Raw genomic sequence first — 22,533 nt, forward strand, 5'->3', positions numbered from 1 at the left:
GTACAAGACCATGCGACGGCGAAAGCAGCGCAGCGTCTAATGGCTCGCAAGATGAAGGAGTTTGCTCCGCGGTTGTTCGCCCACTGGCGTGTCGCTCGGTGCCCGGTTGACTAAGGGGAGCCGGATGAGGCGCGAGCCTCATGTCCGGTTCTACGAGAGCCTCGGGGCGAAACTCCCCGGGGCTACTCACCACTAAGCGGCCGCTTCCCGGTACTTCGCCAATTTCGATGTCTTTCCGATTCCCCGGTTGAAGCAATTGCACGGATCCAGTTTCTGATAGAACGCCGCAAGCTGTGGCTTCGCGTGATACAGATGGCCGACATTGTGTTCCGCTGGATATTCGGCGCCTCGGCGATCAAGCAGCCTCCACATCTTGTGTTCAATTTCGAGGCAGTCGTTGCCTTTTTTGACGATGTAATCCTGGTGGAACACGTGGCATAGAAAGTGGCCGTAATACAACTTCAAGAGGATTGCATCTTCGATGCCGGGCGGCAGCGTCTCCATCCAGTCGGGATCGTTGCGACGTAAGGCTATGTCGAGCGCGACGATATTCTCCACTTCCCGGGTATGCACTGCACGATAGCGGACGGCTGCACCGGCAGCGACGAAGCGATGCAAGAACGCTTTTCTGCCTTCGTCGACAGTGCATTCGAAATAGCCCCCGGTGGCGTCGGCGAAGTAGCTTGCAAGGAACGCGCGAGTTTCGTCGACGCCTTCGGCAGTAACCTTCAGCATCAGGTGGTGCTCGTACTTTTCACGATACTGTTTCATTCGCGGGGGCAGGTGGCTCGGCAATAGCCGGCTCGCTGCCTGCATCACGCGGTCAGTGAAATGCGAAGGGAAAAACCCGAGCCGATCAAACAGCGCTTCCAAACGGCTTTTTAGTCTGAACAATGCGGGCAACCGGGACGTGCCGAGATAGTTTATCGCGATGAAAGTATCCTTTCCGTATTCCTCAGCGATGTCGAAAGCGTTTCTATGGATATATTCGCCCGAGATTGGCAAATGCTTGAAGTCGTGCAGTGCATGACGGCGGATCTCGGTAAGCTCGTCAGGGCGGTTCGTACCGATATAGAACACTTGGGTGTTCCGCTCAATCGGAAACGTATCGAGCCGCACTCCAAACACCATGACTTTGCCAGCCGAGCCTGATGCCTCATGGAGGCGCTGCAGATCGGCGTTGAACCGCGCCGGCGTATCGGCATCGATCTCACGAACATGGGTCGCGTAGCCGCGATCGGACCCTGCGCCCGCATTGTGGCGAATATCGGCATCTGTGAACTCACCGCGCTCGAGCCGGCCAAGGATGTCTTCAGGGGTGTCGCCGAGTTCGATTCCCAGATGGTTGACGAGGTTCAGTTTTCCCGTCACATCCACCTGCCCGAATACCGCCATTTCCGTATACGCTGGGCCGCGCTGCACCAGCGCACCGCCCGAGTTGTTGCAGACTCCGCCGAATACCGATGCGCCGATGCAACTTGAGCCGATCACCGAATGCGGCTCGCGGCCAAGGGGCTTCAATGTCTGTTCTAACTGGTCGAGCGTTGCCCCGGGAAAGCAGACGACCTGCTTGCCACCATCGATCACGTACACCTTCTTCATGCGGCTCGTGCTGACGATCACGATGTCGCGATCATAGTCGTTGCCGTCCGGTGTCGAGCCGCCAGTGAGGCCCGTGTTCGATGCCTGCGTGATCACAATCACATTCGCTGCAGTGCACGCCTGCAGCACTTTCCATTGTTCGACGATCGTACCAGGACGTACCACCGCGAGCGCCTTGCCTAAACCAAAGCGAAAACCGGTGCGGTAGCGGCGGGTCGCGCCTTCATCGGTCAGGGTGTACTTCTTGCCGACGATATTGCCCAGGTCCACAATCAACGCGTGGACCACATCGGCGGGAGTAACTGCCATCTGCGCGCAAGCTTCAGACATCAAATTTTTCTCTCGAAATGTTAAAGGTGGCGCGATCGACTTAACCCAGCGTTTTGGCGGCAACCTTCGAGCGCGTCGGGTCGACACAAGGGCGTAAAATTAGGTCGGTCGTTGGTTCAATACCTCGACGCCGTTTTTCGGGAACGAAGGAGATGTGACTCCGCCGGATGCGCCACTTCCTCTTATCGCTGACGAGCAGTCTCACCACGATCCCCGCGACACCCCGGGAACTGGGCCCGACATTGCTCCGTCCCATACCGATTCGTGAACGACGCAGCTTGTCGTTGGGAGCTCTAGCATCGCCTGTACTGGTGTTGTTGGGTCGATGAACGCCTGGCAACATGAACTTGATCGTCTGTGCGGCGTCGGGCGCAAAGGAAGTTGCGTGGGTACCGGAATATTCCGTCGTCGATCATCTCGCGTCGGGGTGGCTGGTTCGTCTGTCACTGAGTGGTGCCCGTCGTGCCTTGTTTGCCAATTTGCTATCTGACATCCCGCCGTCCTCCGACGGTCCTTCAATTTCTTTCCCGGTAGTGCGCGATTGGGTAAACACACGTTTGGCCTGAGCGGCGTTTCTAGCTGGGCGGCGAGTTGAAGCTCAGCACCTCGTCGGACTCGGGGTCGCTTCAACGAAGTTCGTGGCGACCGCGAGCACTATCGCGACTGTACTTCTGTCACGCCACGAGCCGAGTCGATCGTCGAATGGAACGACGAATAACGTTGTCTCCCGTAGTGACGAGGAAACAAGGCTCATCGTGACTCGAGATAGCGTCGAGCAATGCAATACGATCGTCGCTATTTAAGCGAGTAGGTGCGATTTCCGGCAATGGCGTGTCGTTCCAACATATCGAGCCCTCTACCAGATTCAACGTACTTTCATTCCATCGAGCATGGGTTTCAAATCACGGGTCGACATCGGGCCGCAGTGCAGCGGCTCCGATGTCGAGATGGTCAGTAATCGTCGAGCCAATGAGCGGCCTAGTCGATTCGTTCCAGTTCTTTCGAGTAATTCATGCCGCGTTCACGGTAGTCGATCGCGTTTGCGCGCAATTTCGCAATAACCTCATCCGTTAGCTCTCGAAGTACCTTTGCTGGCGCACCGATAATCAAGCTTCGCGCGGGGAATGACTTTCCTTCCCCGATCAAAGTGCCAGCTCCGACTAGGCAATTCGAGCCGACCATCGCGCCGTTTAACACAACTGCCTGAATTCCAATGAGACAGTTTTGTCCAACCGTGCATCCGTGCAGCATTGCTTGATGGCCGATGGAAACACCCTCACCGATGATTACTGGAAAGCCGGGGTCCCCATGAATAACCGCACCGTCTTGCACGTTAGCGTCGCGCCGGATTATGATCTTTTCGTTGTCGCCCCGAATCACGGCTCCGGGCCAGACGGACGCGCCTTCCTCGATCTCGACGTCCCCAATGATCACTGCTTCCTCGGACACGTACGCGCCGGGATGGATTAGCGGCCGTTGCGACCCTATTCGGTAGACGGCCATATCAAACGCTCGCTTTCTGATCGAGACAGAACTTCTCCCACTCTTTTGCGAGCAAGGCACGAACGTCTTTTTTGGTTATCTTGCCATATGCGGATTTCGGCAACGCGTCCCAGAACACTACGTGCCGTGGCCATTTGTAGCGCGCAAGCTTGCCGTCCAGATGCTCGATCAGCTCGTCGGACGTAGCTTGGCATCCTGCCTTGCAGACGATCACGGCCACGCCAAGCTCGCCCCATTTTGAGTCGGGCATACCAAGCACCGCCACTTCATGGACACTGTCATGAATCAGCAACGCCTCCTCCACCTCTCGCGGATAGACGTTCGACCCACCTGAGATATACATGTCGGATGATCGACCGGTGATGTACAGAAAACCTTCTCTATCGAGGTGACCGAGGTCGCCGGTGTGGAAAAATCCGTGCTTGAACGCCTTGTCGTTGGCTTCCGGATTGTTGTCGTAGCCAAGCATAACCGCGGGACCACGAACGCAGACTTCGCCCGTTTCGTAGGGCTCGAGTTGCTCTCCTGTCTCGTCACAGATGGCCACTTCAATACCGGTCCGGGGGTAGCCGCACGTACCGAGCCGGCTGTTCGGGGCATCGTCGTTCTCTTCGTGCATCGACGGCGGCAGCACTGTGATGTTTCCCGTTACTTCGCCAAGGCCGTAATACTGCACCAGCACGCGGCCGAGTTTGCGTAGCGCGTGCTTTTGGTCCGCACGATACATGGGCGCGCCGGCATAGATCACGAACTTCAGCGAGCTGTGATCGAAGCGATCCACCGATTCATGCTCGGTGAGCATCTTGACGATGGTTGGCACCGTGAACATGTTGTCGATCCGATGCTTTTCGACCAGTGCCCAGATTTCTTCCGGCTCCATCCGTTCGGAGCCCGGCAAAACGCTAGCCGCGCCCCGGGCCGTATTCACAATGGCATGGATACCGGCACCGTGTGAAAGGGGAGCGACGACTAGCGAGCGTGATCGATAGTCGATGCCGGGCATTAGATCTGCGAGGTGATTGGTCACAACGAAGGCCATCTGGCCGTGCGTCAGCGTGCCCGCCTTTGGATGCCCGGTAGTGCCGGAAGTGTAGAAAAACCACAGCGGGTCATCTCGGTCGACCTTCTCAGACGGAAATCGCGCTGTGGGTCTTTCGGCGAAAGCTTCGTATGCGAACTCGCCACTTCTGGGGTTACCCAGGGAAACAACTAATTCCAGTGCTGACGACGCATCGCGCACGGCGTCGACGTAACTCTCGAAGCCTGAGTCGTAAATCATTACCCTCGCGGCGCTCGACTTTCCGAGGTAGGCCGCCTCGGGCGGCGCTATGCGAAAGTTCGTCGGGACCCACACAGCTCCCAGCTTGAACGCGATATATGCGCTTTCAAATAGTGAAAGGTTGTTACGGGAGTGCACGAGGATTTTGTCGCCTTTTTTCACGCCTTGCTCTCGCAGGGCAGTGCATACGGCATCGACGCGTCGGTTGATTTCGGCCCAGCTATGCGTCCGTGTCGGGGTAATAAAACCGGGTTCGTCGGGATGGCGGTGTGCGACTTGGGTCAATAGGTCGCCGAGATTCATGACAGTGGTTAGCATTGCGAGTCTCTCTATCTTAATGCCGGCATCTTCAGGCGCGACGTTCGAGAATGCTGAGGTAGTTGGTGACTGCTGCGCCCCCCATATTGAAGACACCGGCGATATTGGCGTCTGGAATCTGCATGTCTCCAGCGTCACCCGAGAGCTGCATCGCCGCCATCACGTGCATCGAGACGCCCGTCGCGCCGATCGGATGTCCCTTTGCCTTCAGGCCGCCAGACGGATTGACGGGCAATCGGCCTTCCTTCGTCGTTACGCCATCGAGAATCACGCGGGCTCCTTGCCCCGGTTCAGCCAGACCCATTGCCTCGTATTCCAGCAGTTCCGCGATGGTGAAGCAGTCATGCGTTTCGACGAATGCAAGGTCGTCGAGCGTCAGTTTTGCCAAGCTCAATCCCCGTTGCCATGCGAGGCGGGCTCCAGAAAATTCAGTCCGTTCGCGCCGTGACAACGGAAGAAAGTCACTGATCTGAACCGACGATCGGAACGTGATTGCGCGCTTTGCGTCACGGGCCGCGTCGGGCGCGGCAATAACCATGGCTGCTGCGCCGTCGGAGATCATCGAGCAGTCGGTGCGCTTGAGTGGGCCGGCGACAAAGGGATTCTTTTCGGAAGGCGTGCGGCAGAAATCAAAACCCAGATCACGCCGCATGTGCGCATAGGGGTTCGACATGCCGTTGCGGTGATTCTTTGCTGCGATCGCAGCCAGCGCGTCAGACTGGTCACCATAGCGATCGAAATACGCTTGTGCGATCGTTCCAAATATCCCTGCGAAACCACCAGGTACGCTGGCTTCTTCCTTCGCGTACGAGCACTTCTGAAGTATTTCGCCGACTTCTTTCGTCGGGAGGCTAGTCATCTTTTCGTAGCCAATTACCAGCGCGTACTTTGAGCGACAAGCGCGAATAGCGTCGAGGGCTGAATAAATCGCGGCCGACCCTGTAGCACACGCGTTCTCACTGCGCACCGTCGAGGTATAGCGGAGTTCGGGAATGGCATTGAAAACGAGTGTCGACGGGAAATCCTGATACACGAAGCCACCGTTGAACGTACCAATGTGGACGGAATCGACTGCTTTTGCGTCGATCCCGGCGTGCTCGAGAGCCTCAATGGCGACTCGGGAAATCATTTCCTCCGGTTCGAGAGCGTCGAGCTTGCCGAAGGGGAGATGGCTCCAGCCGATGATGGAAGGTTGCATTTTCTTGACCTCTGAGAGAGAAGGGAATTTAAACGCGGGGAAGCGTGATGCCGGGAAAAATTTTGATGACAGCTGTATCGTCCTCGTTTCCGAAGCCGGCGGCGGATGCCGTAGTAAACATCTGGTGGGCGACGGACGCGAGCGGTAGCGGAAACTTGCTCGATCGTGCCGCGTCCAGCACGAGCCCCAGGTCCTTGACGAAAATGTCTAGTGCCGTGTGAGGGGGCGCGAATTCTCCGCGCAGTATGTGAGGGACGCGGTCCGTGAATGCCCATGAATTCCCTGCGCTATGGCTGATCACGTCGTAGAGCTTCTGCGGGTCAATACCCTCTCGCAATCCCAATGCCATCGCCTCTGCGGCAGCCGCTATCTGGACCCCGACAAGCAGTTGGTTAATTACCTTCACTGTCGAACCAATTCCGTGCTCGCCACCCAGTCGGTACACTTTCGAGGAAATCGCGTCGAGAACGTCGCCGCAGGCTGCATAAGCAGACTCTGGTCCCGAACTGAGTAATACCAAAGTGCCGTTTGCGGCACCGACCACTCCACCCGACACGGGCGAATCAATGAGGTCGATGCTCCTTTCGGCGAGGTGCCTGCCCAACTGAGCCGCATATCCGGGCGGTACCGTGGCCGCCGCCACGACAACGCTGCCTGGACGGAGTTGTTGCGCTGCGCCGGCTTCGCCGAACAATACATGCTCAGTCTGCTCTGCGTTGACCACCAACGTGATCACCACGTCGCATTGAGAGCCAAGCTGCGCAGGGGTATCGCAACCCTTGCCGCCGTGCTCTACGAAGGCCGCGACTGACTCTGCGCGAACGTCGCATCCAAATACTTCGAAGCCGGCTTTGATGAGATTTTTGGCCACGCCCTGTCCCATCGCACCGAGTCCAATGACGCCGACTCTTTTCATCCGTTTTCTCCATTACGGCGCCTGGCACCGCATATAAATATTGCTATCGGTTCACTAGTTCTTTCCGGACGTGCAGCACCAGCAGTCCGCCGATTGCGAGTGCTGTCGCCAGAACGTAAAGTCCGATATCGGTTGAATGAGTCTTCTCGGTAACCCACCCGATAAAGAAAGGTCCTAGGAAACCCGAAAGATTGCCGACAGAATTCACGACCGCTATTCCCGCGGCCGCGGCAGCACCACTTAAAATGGCCGTGGGTAGGCACCAGAACTGCGAGATAGCGATGATCACGCAGCAGGTCACCACCGTAAGTGCGATCATCGCGACGACGATGTCGTGGCCGAACCGCACAGCGACGAGCCAGGCGAGCGCACCGATCAACGCCGGTATGGTGATGTGCAAGCGGCGTTCGTGCATCGCGTCTGATGAGCGACCAACGAGGATCGTTCCGATCACTGCGGCCGCGTACGGCGCCATGCTCAAAATGCCAATTGCAAGCGGATCCTTGACGCCGGAGTTCCTGATCAGCGTCGGCAGAAAGAATCCGACGCCGTAAAGTTCGACGGCTAGAAAGAAATAGATACTGCACATGAGCCAGACGCGCGGGTTAGTGAAACCATCGCGCAGTGAGTGGGATTGTGTTTGAGCCTGGTCCTTGGCGATTTCTGCGGTGATCAACCTGCGCTCATCGTCTGTGAGCCATTTCGCGTCGCTGATTCGGTCGTCGAGGTAAGCGAGAACAGCAATTGCCATGACGATTGAGGGCAATGCCTCAAGCAGGAAGAGCCATTGCCACCCGGCCCATCCGTATACGCCCGACATTGAATGCATGATCCAACCAGACAACGGGCCACCGATCACGCCTGCTACCGGGATGCTAGTCATAAAAAGCGAGATCATTTTCGACCGACGCTTTGATGGATACCAGTACGTGAGATACAAGATTACGCCTGGAAATAGTCCCGCTTCGGCAAGGCCTAAAGCAAAGCGAAAGAAGTAGAACATGGTGGGCGTGGTAACAAACATCGTTGCAGCCGAAATGAACGCCCACGTGACCATAACCCGCGCAATCCACACGCGTGCGCCGACTTTGTGCAGGATGATGTTGCTTGGAACCTCGAATAGAAAGTAGCCGATAAAGAAAATGCCGGCACCCAAACCGTACACAGTTTCGTCGAAGTGTAGGTCGCGAAGCATCTGAAGCTTGGCAAAGCCAACGTTTACGCGATCTAGGTAGGCGACGACGTAGCACATGAGCAAAAGCGGAATCACTCGCCACGTGACCTTCGAATACACCGCGGCTTCGGAATTTTGACTAACTGCCTCCCCAGACTGGGTAATACCTTTGACGCTAGACATGTGCCTCCTTCTGGAAGGTTCCAGAATCGCTTGGATCCGATGGTTACCTTCCGATTAACGGTCCATATAATGGACTCTGTGTTTTAAAGTTAATCAAGTAGACTTATGCTAACGGTAGAGTCCATATATTTAAAGGGGAAAGTGTGCCTAAGTAGGGTTAACTATGGAGCTACAATATGGACCGTTATTTATTGATGATTTCAGGGAGGGTGGGTCCCGGCGCGCACGCGGGATCACTTGCGCTGCGCGTGCTGCGAACGGTGGCAAAGACCCGCACAGCAGGCATCAATCTCGTCCAACTCGTGCGCGGTACCGAGTTGAACGAGCCGACTCCCGATCCGGCTCGCGCTCATCGCAGAATGCGTGGTCGAGCAGTATTCTCTTGCGCTTGATCACCGCGTACGCTCGGGTGGTTAGCTCCGTTTGATCCGGTGCGCTGGCTTGGTGTCGGACAAGTCGCGGCGAAATGCGCCCGGGCTGGTTCCAGTCCATTTGCGAAAGGCTCGATGAAACGCGCTCGGTTCTGTGAAGCCAACTTCGCTCGCAATGTCGGCCACGCTGAGTCCGCGCTCCCGGAGTAGTGATTGCGCCAGCGTGCTTCGCATCTCTTCCTTGATGGAGGCAAAGCTCTGGCCTTCGCTGCGCAGACGTCGACGCAACGTCGCGGGCGTCATGCGTAATTGTCGGGCCAGTGTGTCGAAGTCCGGCCACTCCGCCAGAGGCACGCTCTTCAGGTGTGAGCGCATTTTCGTCACCCACCTGGTGTCGTGGTGATAGCGTACGAGTAGATTGCTGGGTGCGCTTCGCAGAAAGGTCTTCAGCGCCTGCTCGGAACGAATCGTTGGCAGGTCGAGATAGGCGGCGTCAAAGGCAAGACAACTGTTCGGTTGATCAAAGTGCACAGGCACACCAAAGAATTGATGATAATCGGCACGGTGGTCAGGGCTCGAGCACGCGAAATCGATGCGTTGCAGCGGGATGCGCCGGCCAATCAGCCAGCAGGCCAGACCCAGCAGAATCAGCCAGAACGTCCGATAGGCAAAGGCCGGGTACGGAGTGCCTTCTCCAGCGAGAACGATCTGCGCCTGACCGTCCGTGACAATGAGCTCACCACGTGGGTCGTCGAGCACAACCCGCAGGAATTGAAGCGCGCGGCGTAACGCTTTGCGGAGCGTTTCCGCGTGCAGTACCACTTGGGCCAGCAGCGTGAAGCTGCCGCGCCGCATCGGGCGCGCGGACAAGCCGAAGAATTCATCGTCGGACGCGTCGGCGATCGCAAGCCAGAGCCGACCGTACTCCTGCGTCGTTACGGATTCATGCACCGTGGTCGGCAGGCCTGCTGCCCGTAATACCGGCTCCACGGCAAATCCTTGCCGACGCAGACACGCGAGAGCGTCATCGACAAAACCCGGCGAGATCATCTGCGGCTCCATTTGGTGGTCTCCTCATATGGCAAATCCAATCAAAATTCTAGGTTCTATTTGTCATTGATTGCAATGTTCGAACTGCCGATCATTGGAAGCAAATCTGTCGTAGCCATGTGGATTCCGGCCGAAATGGAAAGAAGGAGCACCCATGCCAGCAGCAGCCATCAGTCGGTCGATACAGGTATATGCCGACGCCGTCGCCCGCGCCCGCATTCATTGGGGCTGAAGTTGCGCATCTGCACGGTGACGTCGATCGCGGGTTGAACGGGTGCGTCGAATGTGGCGACAGGTCTGTAACCACGGACACGACGGCCTTCGACCCGGCCGCTGTCAACAGACAGCATCGCAGCTTCAGTTTCGCGCGGATATGGGCGCTCCCGGTGCGGGCCTATCGACGAGCGCTCGAATTAGGCGGCTCGTTGCCGTCGACCCTGAGCGGCACGCGCCGGCATCCTTCTGTGCAACATGGAAACCGACAGGGCATCAGACACTTAAGAGGGCGGAGCGAATGAACATCACAAATCGGGTATTTCTCATCACTGGAGCGGGTTCAGGCCTCGGTGCTGCTGTGGCACGCATGGTTGTGGCGCAGCGCGGCAAAGCGATGCTGCTCGACGTCAACGCTGAAGCGGTTGGGGCGCTGGCGCGTGAACTTGGCGCTGCGGCGCGCTTCCAGACGGCAGATGTAACCAGCGAGACCGACGGCCAGGCCGCAGTCGCCGCCGCGCTGGACGCGTTCGGCCGCATCGATGGCCTTGTCAACTGCGCGGGCGTTGCGCCGGGCGAGAAGGTAGTCGGCCGCGAGGGACCGCACGGTCTTGCCAGCTTCGCACGCGCGGTCTCGATCAATCTGGTCGGCACATTCAACATGATCCGGCTCGCTGCTGACGCCATGTCGAAGCAGGAAGTAGATGAGGACGGCGGACGCGGCGTGATCGTCAACACCGCGTCGATCGCGGCGTTCGACGGACAGATAGGGCAGGCCGCTTATGCCGCGTCTAAAAGCGGCGTGGTTGGACTAACGCTGCCGGTGGCGCGTGAACTGGCTCGTTTCGGTATCCGGGTGGTGACTATCGCGCCGGGGATCTTCGCGACACCGATGATGTCGGCGATGCCTCAGGACGTACAGGATTCGCTCGGCAAGGGCGTGCCGTTCCCGTCGCGTCTCGGGCGGCCGGAGGAATTTGCGGCGCTGGTACGCCATATCGCCGAGAACCCGATGTTAAACGGCGAAGTGATTCGTCTCGATGGCGCGTTGCGCATGGCTCCGCGTTGACTTACTGGAGGTAAAGGAATTATGACGACAAACGATCCGATTGTTATTGTTGGAGCGGCACGCACGCCGATGGGCGGATTTCAGGGTGACTTGGCGGCCGCCAGCGCAAGCGAACTCGGTGCGGTATCGATTCGCGCCGCAGCCGAACGCGCTGGCGTGTCGGCGGAGCAGATCGACGAAATTATCTTCGGCTGCGTGCTGCCGGCGGGCCAGGGTCAGGCACCGGCGCGGCAGGCGGCGCTGAAGGCGGGGCTGCCGTTGTCGGCGGGCGCAACGACGGTCAACAAGATGTGCGGTTCGGGCATGAAGGCGGTGATGCTGGCGCACGATCTGTTGCTGGCGGGCTCAGCGAACGTGATGGTCGCTGGTGGCATGGAGAGCATGACGCAGGCCCCGTATCTACTGCCCAAGGCGCGCGGTGGCTACCGTATGGGCCATGGGCAGGTGCTCGATCACATGTTCCTCGACGGGCTCGAGGACGCGTACGACAAGGGCCGTCTGATGGGCGCGTTCGCCGAGGATTGCGCGGCAGCTTTCCAGTTCACGCGCGAGGCCCAGGACGCGTACGCTATAGCCTCGCTCACGCGTGCGCAACGTGCGATCGCCGACGGAAGCTTCAAGGAGGAGATTGCACCCGTGACCGTGCGTGCGGGCAAGACGGATACGGTGGTCGAGATCGACGAACAGCCGGGCAAAGCGAAGCTCGACAAGATCCCGATGCTCAAGCCGGCGTTTCGGGACGACGGCACGGTGACGGCGGCGAACTCATCGTCGATTTCGGACGGTGCGGCAGCGCTTGTACTGATGCGTCGCTCTGAGGCCATTCGGCGCGGCTTGACGCCGATGGCTGTGATCGTCGGGCACGCTACACATGCTGACAAGCCCAGCCTCTTTGCCACGGCCCCGATCGGTGCGGTGCGCAAGCTGACGGAGAAGACTGGCTGGAATCTGCGGGAGGTCGATCTGTTCGAGTTCAACGAAGCGTTCGCGGTGGCCGTGATGGCGGCGATGCGCGATCTCGATCTGCCGCACGACAAGGTCAACGTGAATGGCGGCGCCTGCGCGCTCGGGCATCCGATCGGCGCATCGGGGGCCCGCATTATCGTGACGCTGATTCACGCATTGCGCGCACGTGGGCTCAAACGCGGGATCGCAAGTCTATGTCTAGGCGGCGGTGAAGCTACCGCCATCGCAATCGAAGCTCTATGACGTTGCGTGCCTAGATGTCGCTGAGGCGTACCGGAGGCATTATCAGCTTGCGGGAGGGGATCGAGGCCGCGCTGCAAAAACATTCTATTGTCGATTGCCTGAGACGGGCCCAGGACGGCCGCGAATCCCGAGCCACGCCTCGCGATTTGCTTCCGCAGTTACATTGCCTGGGGACACTCCTCGTTGATCCAGAGGTTCCGTCGTCAGTGCACTTAAAGGCGGCCAGGGAGTAGCAGGTAATCGGTTAGCTGTTACCGCATCGAGCGGTGCGGTAACAGCTCCCTCAATCTATAAAAACGCGCTATGCCAGTTCGGAGCTCACAGGTCATTCGGAACGGAGCTTCGCAACATCGACCTCAAGCCTCTTCGGCATTTCCTCGCGGAGAAAGTCGACCCACGTTCGAATCTTCGAGTCAAGAAACTCGCGGGAAAGATACATAGCATATATGTCCATTTCCTGAGACACGTACTCGGGCAGAATGCGCGTCAGCTCTCCAGACGATAGGCCATCCATAGCCGTATAAATGGGAAGCAACCCAATCCCAATTCCGGTCTTCACCGCGACGACCATAGCGTCTGCTATGTTGACCTTGAATGTTGACGGCCCGAGTTCAATGTTCTCGATGTCGTCCGCTCGGTGCAATGTCCATAAGTTCGACCGAAAGACTGGCGATTCGAGCTGGAGACAAGTATGGCCTACAAGGTCCGCCGGGCATTGCGGGACACCGTGCTTCGCGAGATATTCCGAGGAGGCGCAAACAATACTGAACGCGGTTCCCAATCTCTGACAAATTAGACCGGAATCCTCCAGCCCAGTCGAAGCGACCAACGAAACGTCGTACCCCTCCTCGAGGAGGTCCGGTACACGCTGCGTTAGCGTAAGTTCAATCCTCACATCCGGATAGCGTTGCTGATACCGACCGATTGCCGGCACCACGTAGTGCTGACTGAAACTGCCCATAGCGTGCACCCGCAGTTTTCCCGCAGGACGGAAGATAGCATCCCGAGCTTCGACTTCCGCCTGATCTACTGCTTCAAGGATCTGCTCGCACCTTGAGAGAAAGCGTGCCCCGGTATCAGTCAGCGCTACCCGGCGCGTAGTCCGGTGTAACAAGCGGGCTTGGAGGTGTGCCTCCAGTTCAGCGACGGCCCGAGATGCGTGCCCCGTTGTGATATCCATGCTTGATGCAGCGGCCGTAAAACCACCTGCGTCGACGACACGCGTGAACACGCGCATGCTGTGCAGTATGTCCATGTTGAATCCATCCCGTAGTTAAAACTGCATCGATCCCAAACGCAGTTGAAGAGCGCCGACCCGGTTTCGCCAACTTTCCACTGGACTTGTCGCTAGTCTTCGTACCGCAGTCGCAGCCAGTCAGAGACGTTGGTGGGAACCCGGCATCCGACCGACAGAAGAGGTCTCTCGGCGTTACAGTAAGCAAAGTACCGCGCCGGCAGCTCTGTCAACTTGTGTAGTAGACGGTGGAGCAAGCAACGGCGACGGAAATGGCGCGTGCCGAGGTGAAGCCGGGAAGTGCGACTGCGAGCGCTTGATCGGAGCCGCGCTCAAACCACGGGTCGATGCGATTTCACGCTGGCGTGTCTTGGATTCGCCCCCATTTTCCGCCGCGGCCTTGAAGAGTTGAACGAACCGTCCTCCAAATCGAGAATAACAGGTACCCTGGAGATGCAGGGCCGTGAGATCGAGCGGCCCTTTGAGAATGCAATGCATGAGTTCGATGCTTAAGATTGCAGTGGGCGCGTTTCGGAGCCGTTTAGAAACGCGTGTCAAATTCCTCATACAAAAAGTTCGATTGTATCTTGTTGTGAATCTATCGATAGATAGATTTCGTGGCAAATGCAGTCTTCAGCGTGCGCTCAACATGAGCGTAATGCACATATTACGCCTCGGTTTTTGGCGGGCGTGGTGGAAATTTGGTGCAGCGCTTTCTCAAGGTGCAGGGACCCTGCACCGATGGTGCAGAGAAACATGACACAGGTGCCTCCGAGTATGTTGACTTTGCCGCGATCGACAGTCATACGTCGCATGGCGGAGATCCCGCACGTTGCTGACAGTGGAGAAGCTTAACACCGGTGAGTGCCGACAGGCCCACCGGGAAGCTGGCCGAGACAGGCGGCCGGCACACATCCCAGAACGATAGTTCGATGGTTGCTGGACCTTCCAGGCGCTGATGCTGGCGTACTGGGTAGCGGCCTTTACTGCGAAGGCGCCGAAATACGGCGTCGTGCTGCTGGAAAGACCTTTTGACGCAAGGAGGCGAACGAAGAAACGATCACTACGAAATCGATGGACATGGCCTGTCCGCTGACAACGAACCATTCGGCTTACTTGGCGGCCATACGGATTGCGCCGTCGAGACGGATGACCTCGCCGTTCAGATATTCGTTCATGAGGATGTGCTCCACAAGAGCGGCGTACTCCACGGGCTTACCCAATCGGGATGGAAACGGCACCGTTTTGCCCAGCGCGTCCTGTACTTCAGTGGGCATGCCGAGCAGCATAGGGGTTTCCATAATGCCTGGCGCTACTGTCATGACCCGGATACCCCGTCGGGAGAGTTCCCGTGCGAGTGGCAACGTCATTGCTACAATGCCACCCTTGGAAGCCGCGTAGGCTGCCTGTCCCGCCTGTCCCTCAAACGCGGCCACCGAGGCTGTGCAGATGATGACCCCGCGCTCGCCGGAGGTCTCTTGCGGGCACGTGCTCATCACTTCCGCCGCAATTCGGATCATATTGAAACTGCCTACCAGGTTGATATGGATCGTTCGAGCGAAGGAATCCAATTTGTGGGTCCCCTGACGACCGATGACCTTTTCGGCGGGAGCAACACCTGCGCAATTGACGAGTCCCCGGAGGAGCCCCATTTCCATGGCCACTGCGAAAGTTGCTTTGGCGCTGTGTTCGCTGGCGACATCCGTGACAACGAATCGGGCATTCGGCCCAAGCTCAGCGGCGATGGCCTTGCCCGCGTCGGCGTTGAGGTCCGCCAGAACCACTTTCCCGCCCCGTTCGACGATCATTTTCGCTGTGGCCGCCCCGAGACCGGAACCGGCCCCAGTTACTACAAACACGTTGTCTTTGATCTGCATGTCCGATTTTCTTTCATGTGATGCTGCCGTTAACGCGTCGCTAGTCGAAGCAGCGTCGTCGTAATGAATGCGTGACAAGGGCGCCTTCAGCCAGCCCCAGATGCTGTTCTCCACGGGGCAAAACTGCAGACTCGCGAGGGCACAAGCAGTCCCGCAGCCCGGTGCGGTGGGGCTGTCCAATCGCTATTGAGTTAGGACGTCGTCCGCAGTGCGCGCGAGTGGTCCTCAACCGGTCAAACCCGGTCCCGGTGACGCGCAGCTAGTCTGAGTAAAACGTTGTGAACGAGCCAACCTCTGCTCTTTCCGTGACGAGGGTGTTCTCGATACATGAGGGATCCGCAAATCCAAGACTCATGCCGACGACGAACATCTCATTCGTCTCCAGTCGGAGTTGATCGGCAATGACTTTGTGGTACTTCATGAATGCCGCCTGAGGGCATGTGCTCAAGCCATGGGCGCGTGCAGCGATCATGATGTTTTGCAGGAACATGCCGTAGTCGAGCAGGCTGCCCTGCTGCATAACGCGGTCGATTGTGAAGAGCAGGCCGACGGGCGCGTCGAAGAATTGATAGTTGCGGCTGTGTTGGGCCTGCATTCGTTCCTTGTCGCCCTTTTCGATTCCAAGCAACCCATATAGCTCCCACCCCACGGCGCGTTTTCTTTCCAGGTATGGCGATATCCACTCACGCGGGTAATAGTCCCACTCGTCCGCGCATGTCTCGTCCAATGCCGAATTGTCATTAACCTGTTGAATCGCGGCACAGACGCGATCTTTGGCGTGACCCGTGACGACGTGTACTCGCCAGGGCTGGATGTTGACGCCCGTGGCAGCGAACCGCGCCACGTCCAATATCGATTCCACCGTCTCTCGAGGTACGGGCGTGGGCAGAAACGCCCTCACGCTGCGACGTGACAGGATGGCCCATTCGATAGCCTTGCGAAGCGCATCGGCATCCATCGGCGGCGGTGTGTCACTTCTTTTCATCGGTCACTCCCTCTGTCTCCAAGTTCGGCAAAGCCGAGCAACTCCCTTACTCGGCAGCATTGCTTTTGCGAGCAATATTAGCGGGGCGGAAAGAGATATGTTGTCTCGTACAAGACATTGTCTTGAACATGGCAATCAACACCAATAGCCGATCGCTTCAATAAACCCACGAAGTGTCATCTTCGGGACAGTGCCTGGCTAGTGCAGCGTATAAACTTGATCCGGCATCGTAAGGTTCGATGCGATCCAATTCAGAGGTTGCACCTACGCACCGCTTGTGTTCGGAAGACATTCACATACCGGCGAGGAGACATGACATGCCCACCCAAATTTACGAGCACGGGCTCGATCGAAACGAAGCCAACTATGTGCCGCTGACACCGCTGCACTCGCTCGATCGATGTGCCGAATTGTTTCCCGAGCGCATCGCTATCGTGCATGGTGCGTTGCACCAGACATGGGCGGCCACGCGCAGTCGCTGCCGCCGACTGGCCAGCGCGCTGGCCCGGCGAGGGGTCAAGCGCGGCGATACGGTATCGATTATCGCGCCTAACACGCCTGCGCTGGTGGAGGCACATTTCGGGGTGCCGCTGAGCGGCGCCGTGCTCAACGCGATCAATTGCAGGCTGGATGCCGACGGCATTCGGTTCATCCTGCTTCACGGGGAATGTAAGGTTCTTCTTGTGGATCGTGAATTTGCCGCCCTTGCCGCGGAAGCCCTCGCGCACGTCCCAGATAGGCCACTCGTGATCGACATTGCCGATCTCGAAGCGCCGCCTGGGTCATCGATAGGTGAGCTCGACTATGAGCAATTGCTCGAAGAGGGTGATCCGGACTTCGAGGGCATATGGCCCGCAGACGAATGGGACGCTATCGCATTGAACTACACGTCTGGAACGACCTCAGACCCGAAAGGGGTCGTGTTCAGTCACCGTGGGGCTCAACTTATGAGCATGCTTCAGTTGATCGATTGGGGCGTGCCCCGCGGGCCGGTGTATCTCTGGACGCTCCCCATGTTCCATGCCAATGGATGGTGCTTCGCGTGGGCGGTCACCGCCGCTGGCGGAACCCATGTCTGTCTGCGCAAAGTCAATGCCGCAGGAATATTTAGAGCCATCCGGGAGCACGGCGTCGACCATTTTTGTGCGGCGCCAATCGTCCTCGCCGCATTGGCCGACGCACCCGCCAGCGAGCGTAGCCCGTTGCCTCGGACCGTTCGCGTGCGCACGGCGGGTTCACCTCCCCCGGCCGGCGTGTTGAAGTCGGTAAGCGAGTTGGGATTCGAAGTTGAGCACGTGTACGGCATTACCGAAGCGTCGGGCACGCCGGTCAGTTGCTTCATCCAGGCTAACTGGCACGCATTGGCCAACGAGGAGCAGGCGCGCCTGAAGGCGCGTCAAGGTCACCGGACCTCCGGACTTGAAGCCATGCGAGTAGCAACTCACACCACGCTTGAGCCGGTTCCTGCGGACGGAAAGACTGAGGGAGAGATATTGCTGCGTGGCAATGTAATCATGAAAGGCTATCTGAAGAACGAGGAGGCGACCCGAAACGCTTTTGAAGGTGGCTGGTTCCACACCGGCGATATTGCCGTAGTGCACCCCGATGGATACGTTCAGATCACGGACCGTTCCAAAGACGTCATCATTTCGGGTGGTGAAAATATTTCATCAGTAGAGGTGGAAGACGTACTGCACCAACACCCGGCCGTCCTCATCGCGGCAGTCGTGGCGCAGCCGGATGCCAAGTGGGGCGAAGTGCCCTGCGCATTTGTCGAATTGAAGCAGGGTTTCGATGCCCCGCCGGAACGAGAGCTGATTACGTTCTGTCGTGAGCGGCTCGCTCACTACAAGTGCCCCGTGAGGATCGTGTACGGCACCCTGCCAAAAACAGGTACCGGCAAAATTCAAAAATTCCGACTTCGCGCGGAAGCTGGTAGCCGGGAGGCCATTACGAAGCTATCTCACGCATAACTACTTAGGCGGCCTTCGGGCTCAACCTTCGGAACGCAGGGAAGCGAACCCCAGTTTTGCTTACATCAGCAGCGAGTTAAGCCATGTCGCGGGTGCAACGATGCTTGCACTTGCGACACCGATCGCACCCATGGCGCGATCAATCTCCGGAGTGGGCGAAATCTCGCAACCCTTTCAGGTCAACAATTCGGACCGAGCCGTACTCGATCATTAAGAATCCCGCATCAGCGAGCTCGCGAAGCGCTCGGTTTGTGTTCTGCCTGGATAGGCCGGACAGGCGCCCGATTTCTTCTTGCGAAAGACCCAGTGTCAAATCAGTAGCATTAAAGAGTTGAGGATTGAACAGCTCAGCGAGACAGAAAGCGACTCTTGCGGACGCTTTATGCCAACGCAGGCTGCCGACGAGACCTACGTAGTATCCGCACCGTGCATTGAGTTGATCGATGACAAATCGGCTGAACGAATGGCTATTGTCAAGCAGCCACTCGAATGTGCTGCGCGGGATAAAAGCCACTTCGCTGTCGCGCAGCGCGACCACTGAGTATGGACGAGGCTCATCTTTTAGTACGGCGCCCTCTCCAAACCAGCATCCCCCCGGCACGCCGGCGAACGTTGTGGACCGCCCCGCTGTAGAGACCGCATCGACTTTGACTAAACCTTCGATCACGCCAAGCCAATGATCCGCTGGGCTTCCCCGATGACAGACCGGAGCGCCGGCAGCATACGATCGTTGAAAGGCATCTTTCTCCACGCGAGCGAGTTGCTCCCGTGTCAAATTAACCGACCAGGCGGAGCGCGATATGAAGCTCTGCAACTCAATTGAGAGGGACATAGGGAGGTTACGTTCGAAGTCTCAAGTGGCCATAGTTTAACCATTTACCGGCCGACGCCGAACGATGACCAGATTTGTAGGTGACGTCGAAGTCTTTGGACCGTTACGGTTCTCACTCGGGCTCTTTGCATTCGTGAGGTACAACTTCGCGGATGGCTTCTACGACACGCCGACGGGAAATGCGTAGAGGAAATGGCAGCAAGGCGACTCGATGGTCGACTACAACATCTTCTAGCACACGGGAGTGGCTGCCCAAAGTGTCTACCAAAACGCCGCGCTTTTGCCGGCGTGTACGTTCGAATCGACACGTTCGGACGCCATACTCTGGATAGGCGCCAATCGTGAAAGATGACGAACGCTACCGACAAATCTGTCACCCGCCTGGACGTGTTCCATGAGATATCTGAGGTCGAAGAAGTTGGCCATTTTTAACGATGTCTGCGACAATCAGGTACAACTGATCTGTCGTGATTCCGCAGATCTACTCGAACCACGTGTTGGACGCGATCCGATCGAGAGCCGAAACACGCAATGAGACACTTGGATGTCGTCATGATGACGGGCAGCGTCGAAATTGACAACGACACGGCCGAATGTGCCTTGCGTGGGATCGCCGGGGGCGAACAAACTTCCCGCGCTCCGACTTGAACAGCGGGGCGAGCGCGGCACGCCAATCGACGATGCGGGCTAGCACCGGTAAATTGAATTGACGCGAGCGCGGCGTACGCGCTCGCCGAACAATGGCAACCATTCGCCATCGTTATCGACATAGCGACGCCCGGGATGACCGGGATTGATCTCGCTCGCCGGTTTAAGGCAAGCACGCTCACTTGCGACATGCTGCTCGTTGCGTTCGCTGCACGGGCCTCTCGCCAAGACATAGCCCGGGCGTTCGAGGCCGGTTTTGACGGGTACTGTGTAAAGCCACTCGCTCCAGTGCGGCTACTCACCCTCCTCGAGGCTGTCGTAGGTAGGACAGAGCGATAAGCCCGATCAGGAGAATTCGGTATTCACCATCGGCTATCGATTATTTGAACGTCTCGCGTTTTTTTCCCCGGAGGCGAAGATGTCTCCACTATTCAAGCACTACTGCACAACTATTACTGCACTTGATTCTCCTCCTGTGTCAACGAATCCATCGAAACTTTTTCCTTAGTCTCATTTTTTGGGAAGCGACCGCCACCAAAAACAGCGTTACCGCCGCGCCCCACCAGATGGACGAGCCGTCCTGTGAAGGGTGTCTGGAGCCCCGAGCCTAGGGCCAGTCACTTACCAGCAATGCCATCCCGTCGCAGCAGAAAAGAATTGAATTCTGACGGTGCTACTAAGCAAGTTGTTGCGCAAAGAATGAAACGTGGCAGAGGTTCTTGAGTGACCTACCGCCTTTCACGAACGGACGCCATTTGGCTCTGCGATGGCGCCGTCCACCTCGAAATACCCGCTGTCAAGCGATAACACCACTTCGAACATCGATGTCTGTCGCAGACCCTCCGCTCCCCAGAACTCCACCTTCCCGTCTGGACCGACAACGATGACTTCACGGGCTCCCCCTTCCAGATAGGCGTGCACCCGGTGGGCTATGTTCTGCTGTCGCTCGCTATCCAGGAGCACCTCGACACAGAGGTCGGGCACGAACGGCACCGGGTCGTCGCGGTCGAAATCTTCCCATTTCTCGGGCAACATCCATACGACGTCCGGGACCATGATGCCAAAGCAGAGAGTGGTAACGGCCACCGACATTGCCGCAAGATGACCCAACCGCTCGTTCAGTTGGACATAAACGTCCGTGAGCACTATCTGGCGCCGAGCCGACGGGCATGCATTCGCGACTATTTCCCCGCACTCGTTCAACTCGTACGGGTACCATTGAACCACGTCCGGCTTCACGGTCAGGCGCTGCCACATCATAATCAACGCGTTGCGGTCCAAGAAAGGCAACCGATCCATTAGGTTCTCACAGGTAACTAAATTAGGTGTAGACGCTCGTTTCTCGGTTCGATATCTTCATATACAGGCACAGCGCAAACAACGAGACTTCTCGGATCAGCTTCAACCTTCGGGGATAGCTCTCCTACACCGCGGAGTTCAATCACCATGCGGAAGCTATCGGGACGGCCACGCCCAAACGATCCACCCGCGCGCTGCGTCCCGCCTGTCGCGACGATAGTGTTCGGGACCCCACCTAATCATAGCCGGCTGTGCAGGCCCAATTGTGGCTAATCGAGCAAAGATGTCTTCCAATACAGCGGGTGATTTGCGAGCCGAAATGGCAGATACTCTCACGCGCAACGCGCCTGGCGCTGGCTTGCGCGATACCGAACACCTCGTTCGGCCGACCCGTTGCGTTGCTCGCACGCAAACCAATTCGGGAGAACGCGCAAACTGGTATCTCGATTGCGCGCTGCAGTAGCCGGGGCATTCAGATTCGAATTCGCCATGCGTTTCCTTTTCCAGCTTGGCCGCGCTCCAGCGCGGTGAGCTGCGATTCGATCAGCACCAGCCCTTCCAGGGCGGACTTCGCCTCCAGCGCCTTCAGGCGCTTGTTCATGGTCTCCAGGGGCATGGCGCAGCCAGATGCTACGCACCCCCTGCAGCGAGACGCTGAGGGCATGGCGTTTGAGCACCTCGTTGGCGATACGGATCTGGCCGTAAGCGGGCAGTTCCAGGGCCAGTTCGATCACCGCGGCCTCGACCTGCGGATCCACGTGGTTCTTCAGCAGCGGGCGGTGGTGGGAGATTTCCTGCAGGGCCGCTTCAACGAACAAACAGTTTCCTGAGGGATGCGTGATGCCAGGCGAAAACATCGACGATGCGCATTTTTCCCTACGTCAAAAGTGTGAACTCCGGATAACACCGGCGCCGTCGCGTTGATACAACAACACACCCTACCAAACGGATTAAACTCGGCTGTACTGCACCTTGGCTGGTGGCGCTGCATCGCGATAGTTGCGAGTTTGTGACGGATTATCCCGGAAAATCGGGAAAATCTTATGCAGTCCGAAAATGATGGTGGACTGCACCCGCCTCCTATACTCGCGTCGTTGCTTTAAGGCTCAATCCAAACACGCTGGAGTGAATTTATGAAAAAGATCCCCGTTGCCCTCGGCGTATCCGCGGCCCTCGCCGCATCGGCCGCCCATGCACAGAGTTCGGTCACCCTGTACGGCCTGATCGATGCCGGTCTGATGTATACCAACAACGTCAAGACCTCCGCCAC

Annotated in this window: 18 protein-coding genes and 1 pseudogene; 6 read left to right on the forward strand and 13 right to left on the reverse strand. The window is 57.8% G+C overall.

Annotation, left to right across the window (positions count from 1 at the left end; translation table 11 throughout):
- Window positions 1-192 precede the first annotated feature (192 nt).
- A complete protein-coding gene (gene dld / locus P3T22_RS30820) occupies window positions 193-1,911 on the reverse strand; it encodes a D-lactate dehydrogenase (RefSeq protein WP_429327014.1) in 1,719 nt (572 codons plus the stop codon).
- A 362-nt stretch (window positions 1,912-2,273) separates the two neighbouring features.
- Between dld and P3T22_RS30825 the strand changes: the two genes are divergently transcribed.
- The gene (locus P3T22_RS30825; RefSeq protein ID WP_429327002.1) at window positions 2,274-2,498 is read left to right on the forward strand and encodes a hypothetical protein; all 225 of its coding nucleotides are present in this window, start codon (window positions 2,274-2,276) and stop codon (window positions 2,496-2,498) included.
- A gap of 412 nt (window positions 2,499-2,910) precedes the next feature.
- On the opposite strand, the gene P3T22_RS30830 is transcribed toward P3T22_RS30825, so the two are convergent.
- The 6 genes from P3T22_RS30830 to P3T22_RS30855 form a co-directional block, all read right to left on the reverse strand.
- Window positions 2,911-3,435 carry a gamma carbonic anhydrase family protein gene (locus tag P3T22_RS30830; protein ID WP_429327003.1) on the reverse strand — a complete coding sequence of 175 codons (525 nt, stop codon included), beginning with the start codon at window positions 3,433-3,435 and terminating at the stop codon, window positions 2,911-2,913.
- Between the two features lies 1 nt (window position 3,436).
- A complete protein-coding gene (locus P3T22_RS30835; protein ID WP_429327004.1) occupies window positions 3,437-5,032 on the reverse strand; it encodes an acyl-CoA synthetase in 1,596 nt (531 codons plus the stop codon).
- A gap of 31 nt (window positions 5,033-5,063) precedes the next feature.
- Window positions 5,064-6,230 (reverse strand): acetyl-CoA acetyltransferase, encoded by a 1,167-nt coding sequence (locus P3T22_RS30840; RefSeq protein WP_429327005.1) that lies wholly within the window; start codon window positions 6,228-6,230, stop codon window positions 5,064-5,066.
- Between the two features lie 28 nt (window positions 6,231-6,258).
- On the reverse strand, window positions 6,259-7,146 hold the full coding sequence (gene ltnD / locus P3T22_RS30845; RefSeq protein WP_429327006.1) for an L-threonate dehydrogenase: 888 nt from the start codon (window positions 7,144-7,146) through the stop codon (window positions 6,259-6,261).
- Between the two features lie 43 nt (window positions 7,147-7,189).
- A complete protein-coding gene (locus tag P3T22_RS30850) occupies window positions 7,190-8,503 on the reverse strand; it encodes an MFS transporter (RefSeq protein ID WP_429327007.1) in 1,314 nt (437 codons plus the stop codon).
- A 413-nt stretch (window positions 8,504-8,916) separates the two neighbouring features.
- Window positions 8,917-9,936 (reverse strand): AraC family transcriptional regulator, encoded by a 1,020-nt coding sequence (locus tag P3T22_RS30855; protein ID WP_429327008.1) that lies wholly within the window; start codon window positions 9,934-9,936, stop codon window positions 8,917-8,919.
- Window positions 9,937-10,438: 502 nt separating this feature from the next.
- Between P3T22_RS30855 and P3T22_RS30860 the strand changes: the two genes are divergently transcribed.
- Both P3T22_RS30860 and P3T22_RS30865 read left to right on the forward strand, forming a co-directional pair.
- Entirely contained in the window at window positions 10,439-11,206 is a 768-nt protein-coding gene (locus tag P3T22_RS30860) for a 3-hydroxyacyl-CoA dehydrogenase (protein WP_063498593.1), read from the forward strand.
- 21 nt (window positions 11,207-11,227) lie between these two features.
- A complete protein-coding gene (locus P3T22_RS30865) occupies window positions 11,228-12,415 on the forward strand; it encodes an acetyl-CoA C-acyltransferase (protein ID WP_429327009.1) in 1,188 nt (395 codons plus the stop codon).
- Window positions 12,416-12,740: 325 nt separating this feature from the next.
- Here the strand turns inward: P3T22_RS30865 and P3T22_RS30870 are convergent, their stop codons facing one another.
- The 3 genes from P3T22_RS30870 to P3T22_RS30880 form a co-directional block, all read right to left on the reverse strand.
- Window positions 12,741-13,670, reverse strand: coding sequence for a LysR family transcriptional regulator (locus P3T22_RS30870; protein ID WP_429327010.1), 930 nt, complete (start codon window positions 13,668-13,670; stop codon window positions 12,741-12,743).
- 1,091 nt (window positions 13,671-14,761) lie between these two features.
- Window positions 14,762-15,526, reverse strand: coding sequence for an SDR family NAD(P)-dependent oxidoreductase (locus P3T22_RS30875; RefSeq protein WP_429327015.1), 765 nt, complete (start codon window positions 15,524-15,526; stop codon window positions 14,762-14,764).
- Window positions 15,527-15,785: 259 nt separating this feature from the next.
- Complete coding sequence (locus P3T22_RS30880) at window positions 15,786-16,511, reverse strand: nitroreductase (protein ID WP_429327011.1); 726 nt, start codon at window positions 16,509-16,511, stop codon at window positions 15,786-15,788.
- A gap of 317 nt (window positions 16,512-16,828) precedes the next feature.
- Between P3T22_RS30880 and P3T22_RS30885 the strand changes: the two genes are divergently transcribed.
- On the forward strand, window positions 16,829-18,484 hold the full coding sequence (locus P3T22_RS30885) for an AMP-binding protein (RefSeq protein ID WP_429327012.1): 1,656 nt from the start codon (window positions 16,829-16,831) through the stop codon (window positions 18,482-18,484).
- Window positions 18,485-18,623: 139 nt separating this feature from the next.
- Here the strand turns inward: P3T22_RS30885 and P3T22_RS30890 are convergent, their stop codons facing one another.
- Window positions 18,624-19,316, reverse strand: coding sequence for a Crp/Fnr family transcriptional regulator (locus tag P3T22_RS30890; protein ID WP_429327013.1), 693 nt, complete (start codon window positions 19,314-19,316; stop codon window positions 18,624-18,626).
- A 705-nt stretch (window positions 19,317-20,021) separates the two neighbouring features.
- Between P3T22_RS30890 and P3T22_RS30895 the strand changes: the two genes are divergently transcribed.
- Window positions 20,022-20,303 carry a response regulator gene (locus P3T22_RS30895; RefSeq protein WP_429327016.1) on the forward strand — a complete coding sequence of 94 codons (282 nt, stop codon included), beginning with the start codon at window positions 20,022-20,024 and terminating at the stop codon, window positions 20,301-20,303.
- A gap of 399 nt (window positions 20,304-20,702) precedes the next feature.
- Here P3T22_RS30895 and P3T22_RS30900 read toward each other — a convergent pair whose 3' ends face one another.
- On the reverse strand, window positions 20,703-21,263 hold the full coding sequence (locus P3T22_RS30900; protein ID WP_063498601.1) for a Uma2 family endonuclease: 561 nt from the start codon (window positions 21,261-21,263) through the stop codon (window positions 20,703-20,705).
- Between the two features lie 438 nt (window positions 21,264-21,701).
- Window positions 21,702-22,072: pseudogene (locus P3T22_RS30905) on the reverse strand (IS481 family transposase); the annotation flags it as partial.
- A gap of 324 nt (window positions 22,073-22,396) precedes the next feature.
- Here P3T22_RS30905 and P3T22_RS30910 point away from each other — a divergent pair.
- A partial coding sequence (locus P3T22_RS30910; RefSeq protein ID WP_429327017.1) for a porin occupies window positions 22,397-22,533 on the forward strand: 137 nt, incomplete at its 3' end.

It is taken from the genome of Paraburkholderia sp. GAS348 (genome assembly GCF_050434205.1).
Taxonomy (GTDB): Bacteria; Pseudomonadota; Gammaproteobacteria; order Burkholderiales; family Burkholderiaceae; genus Paraburkholderia.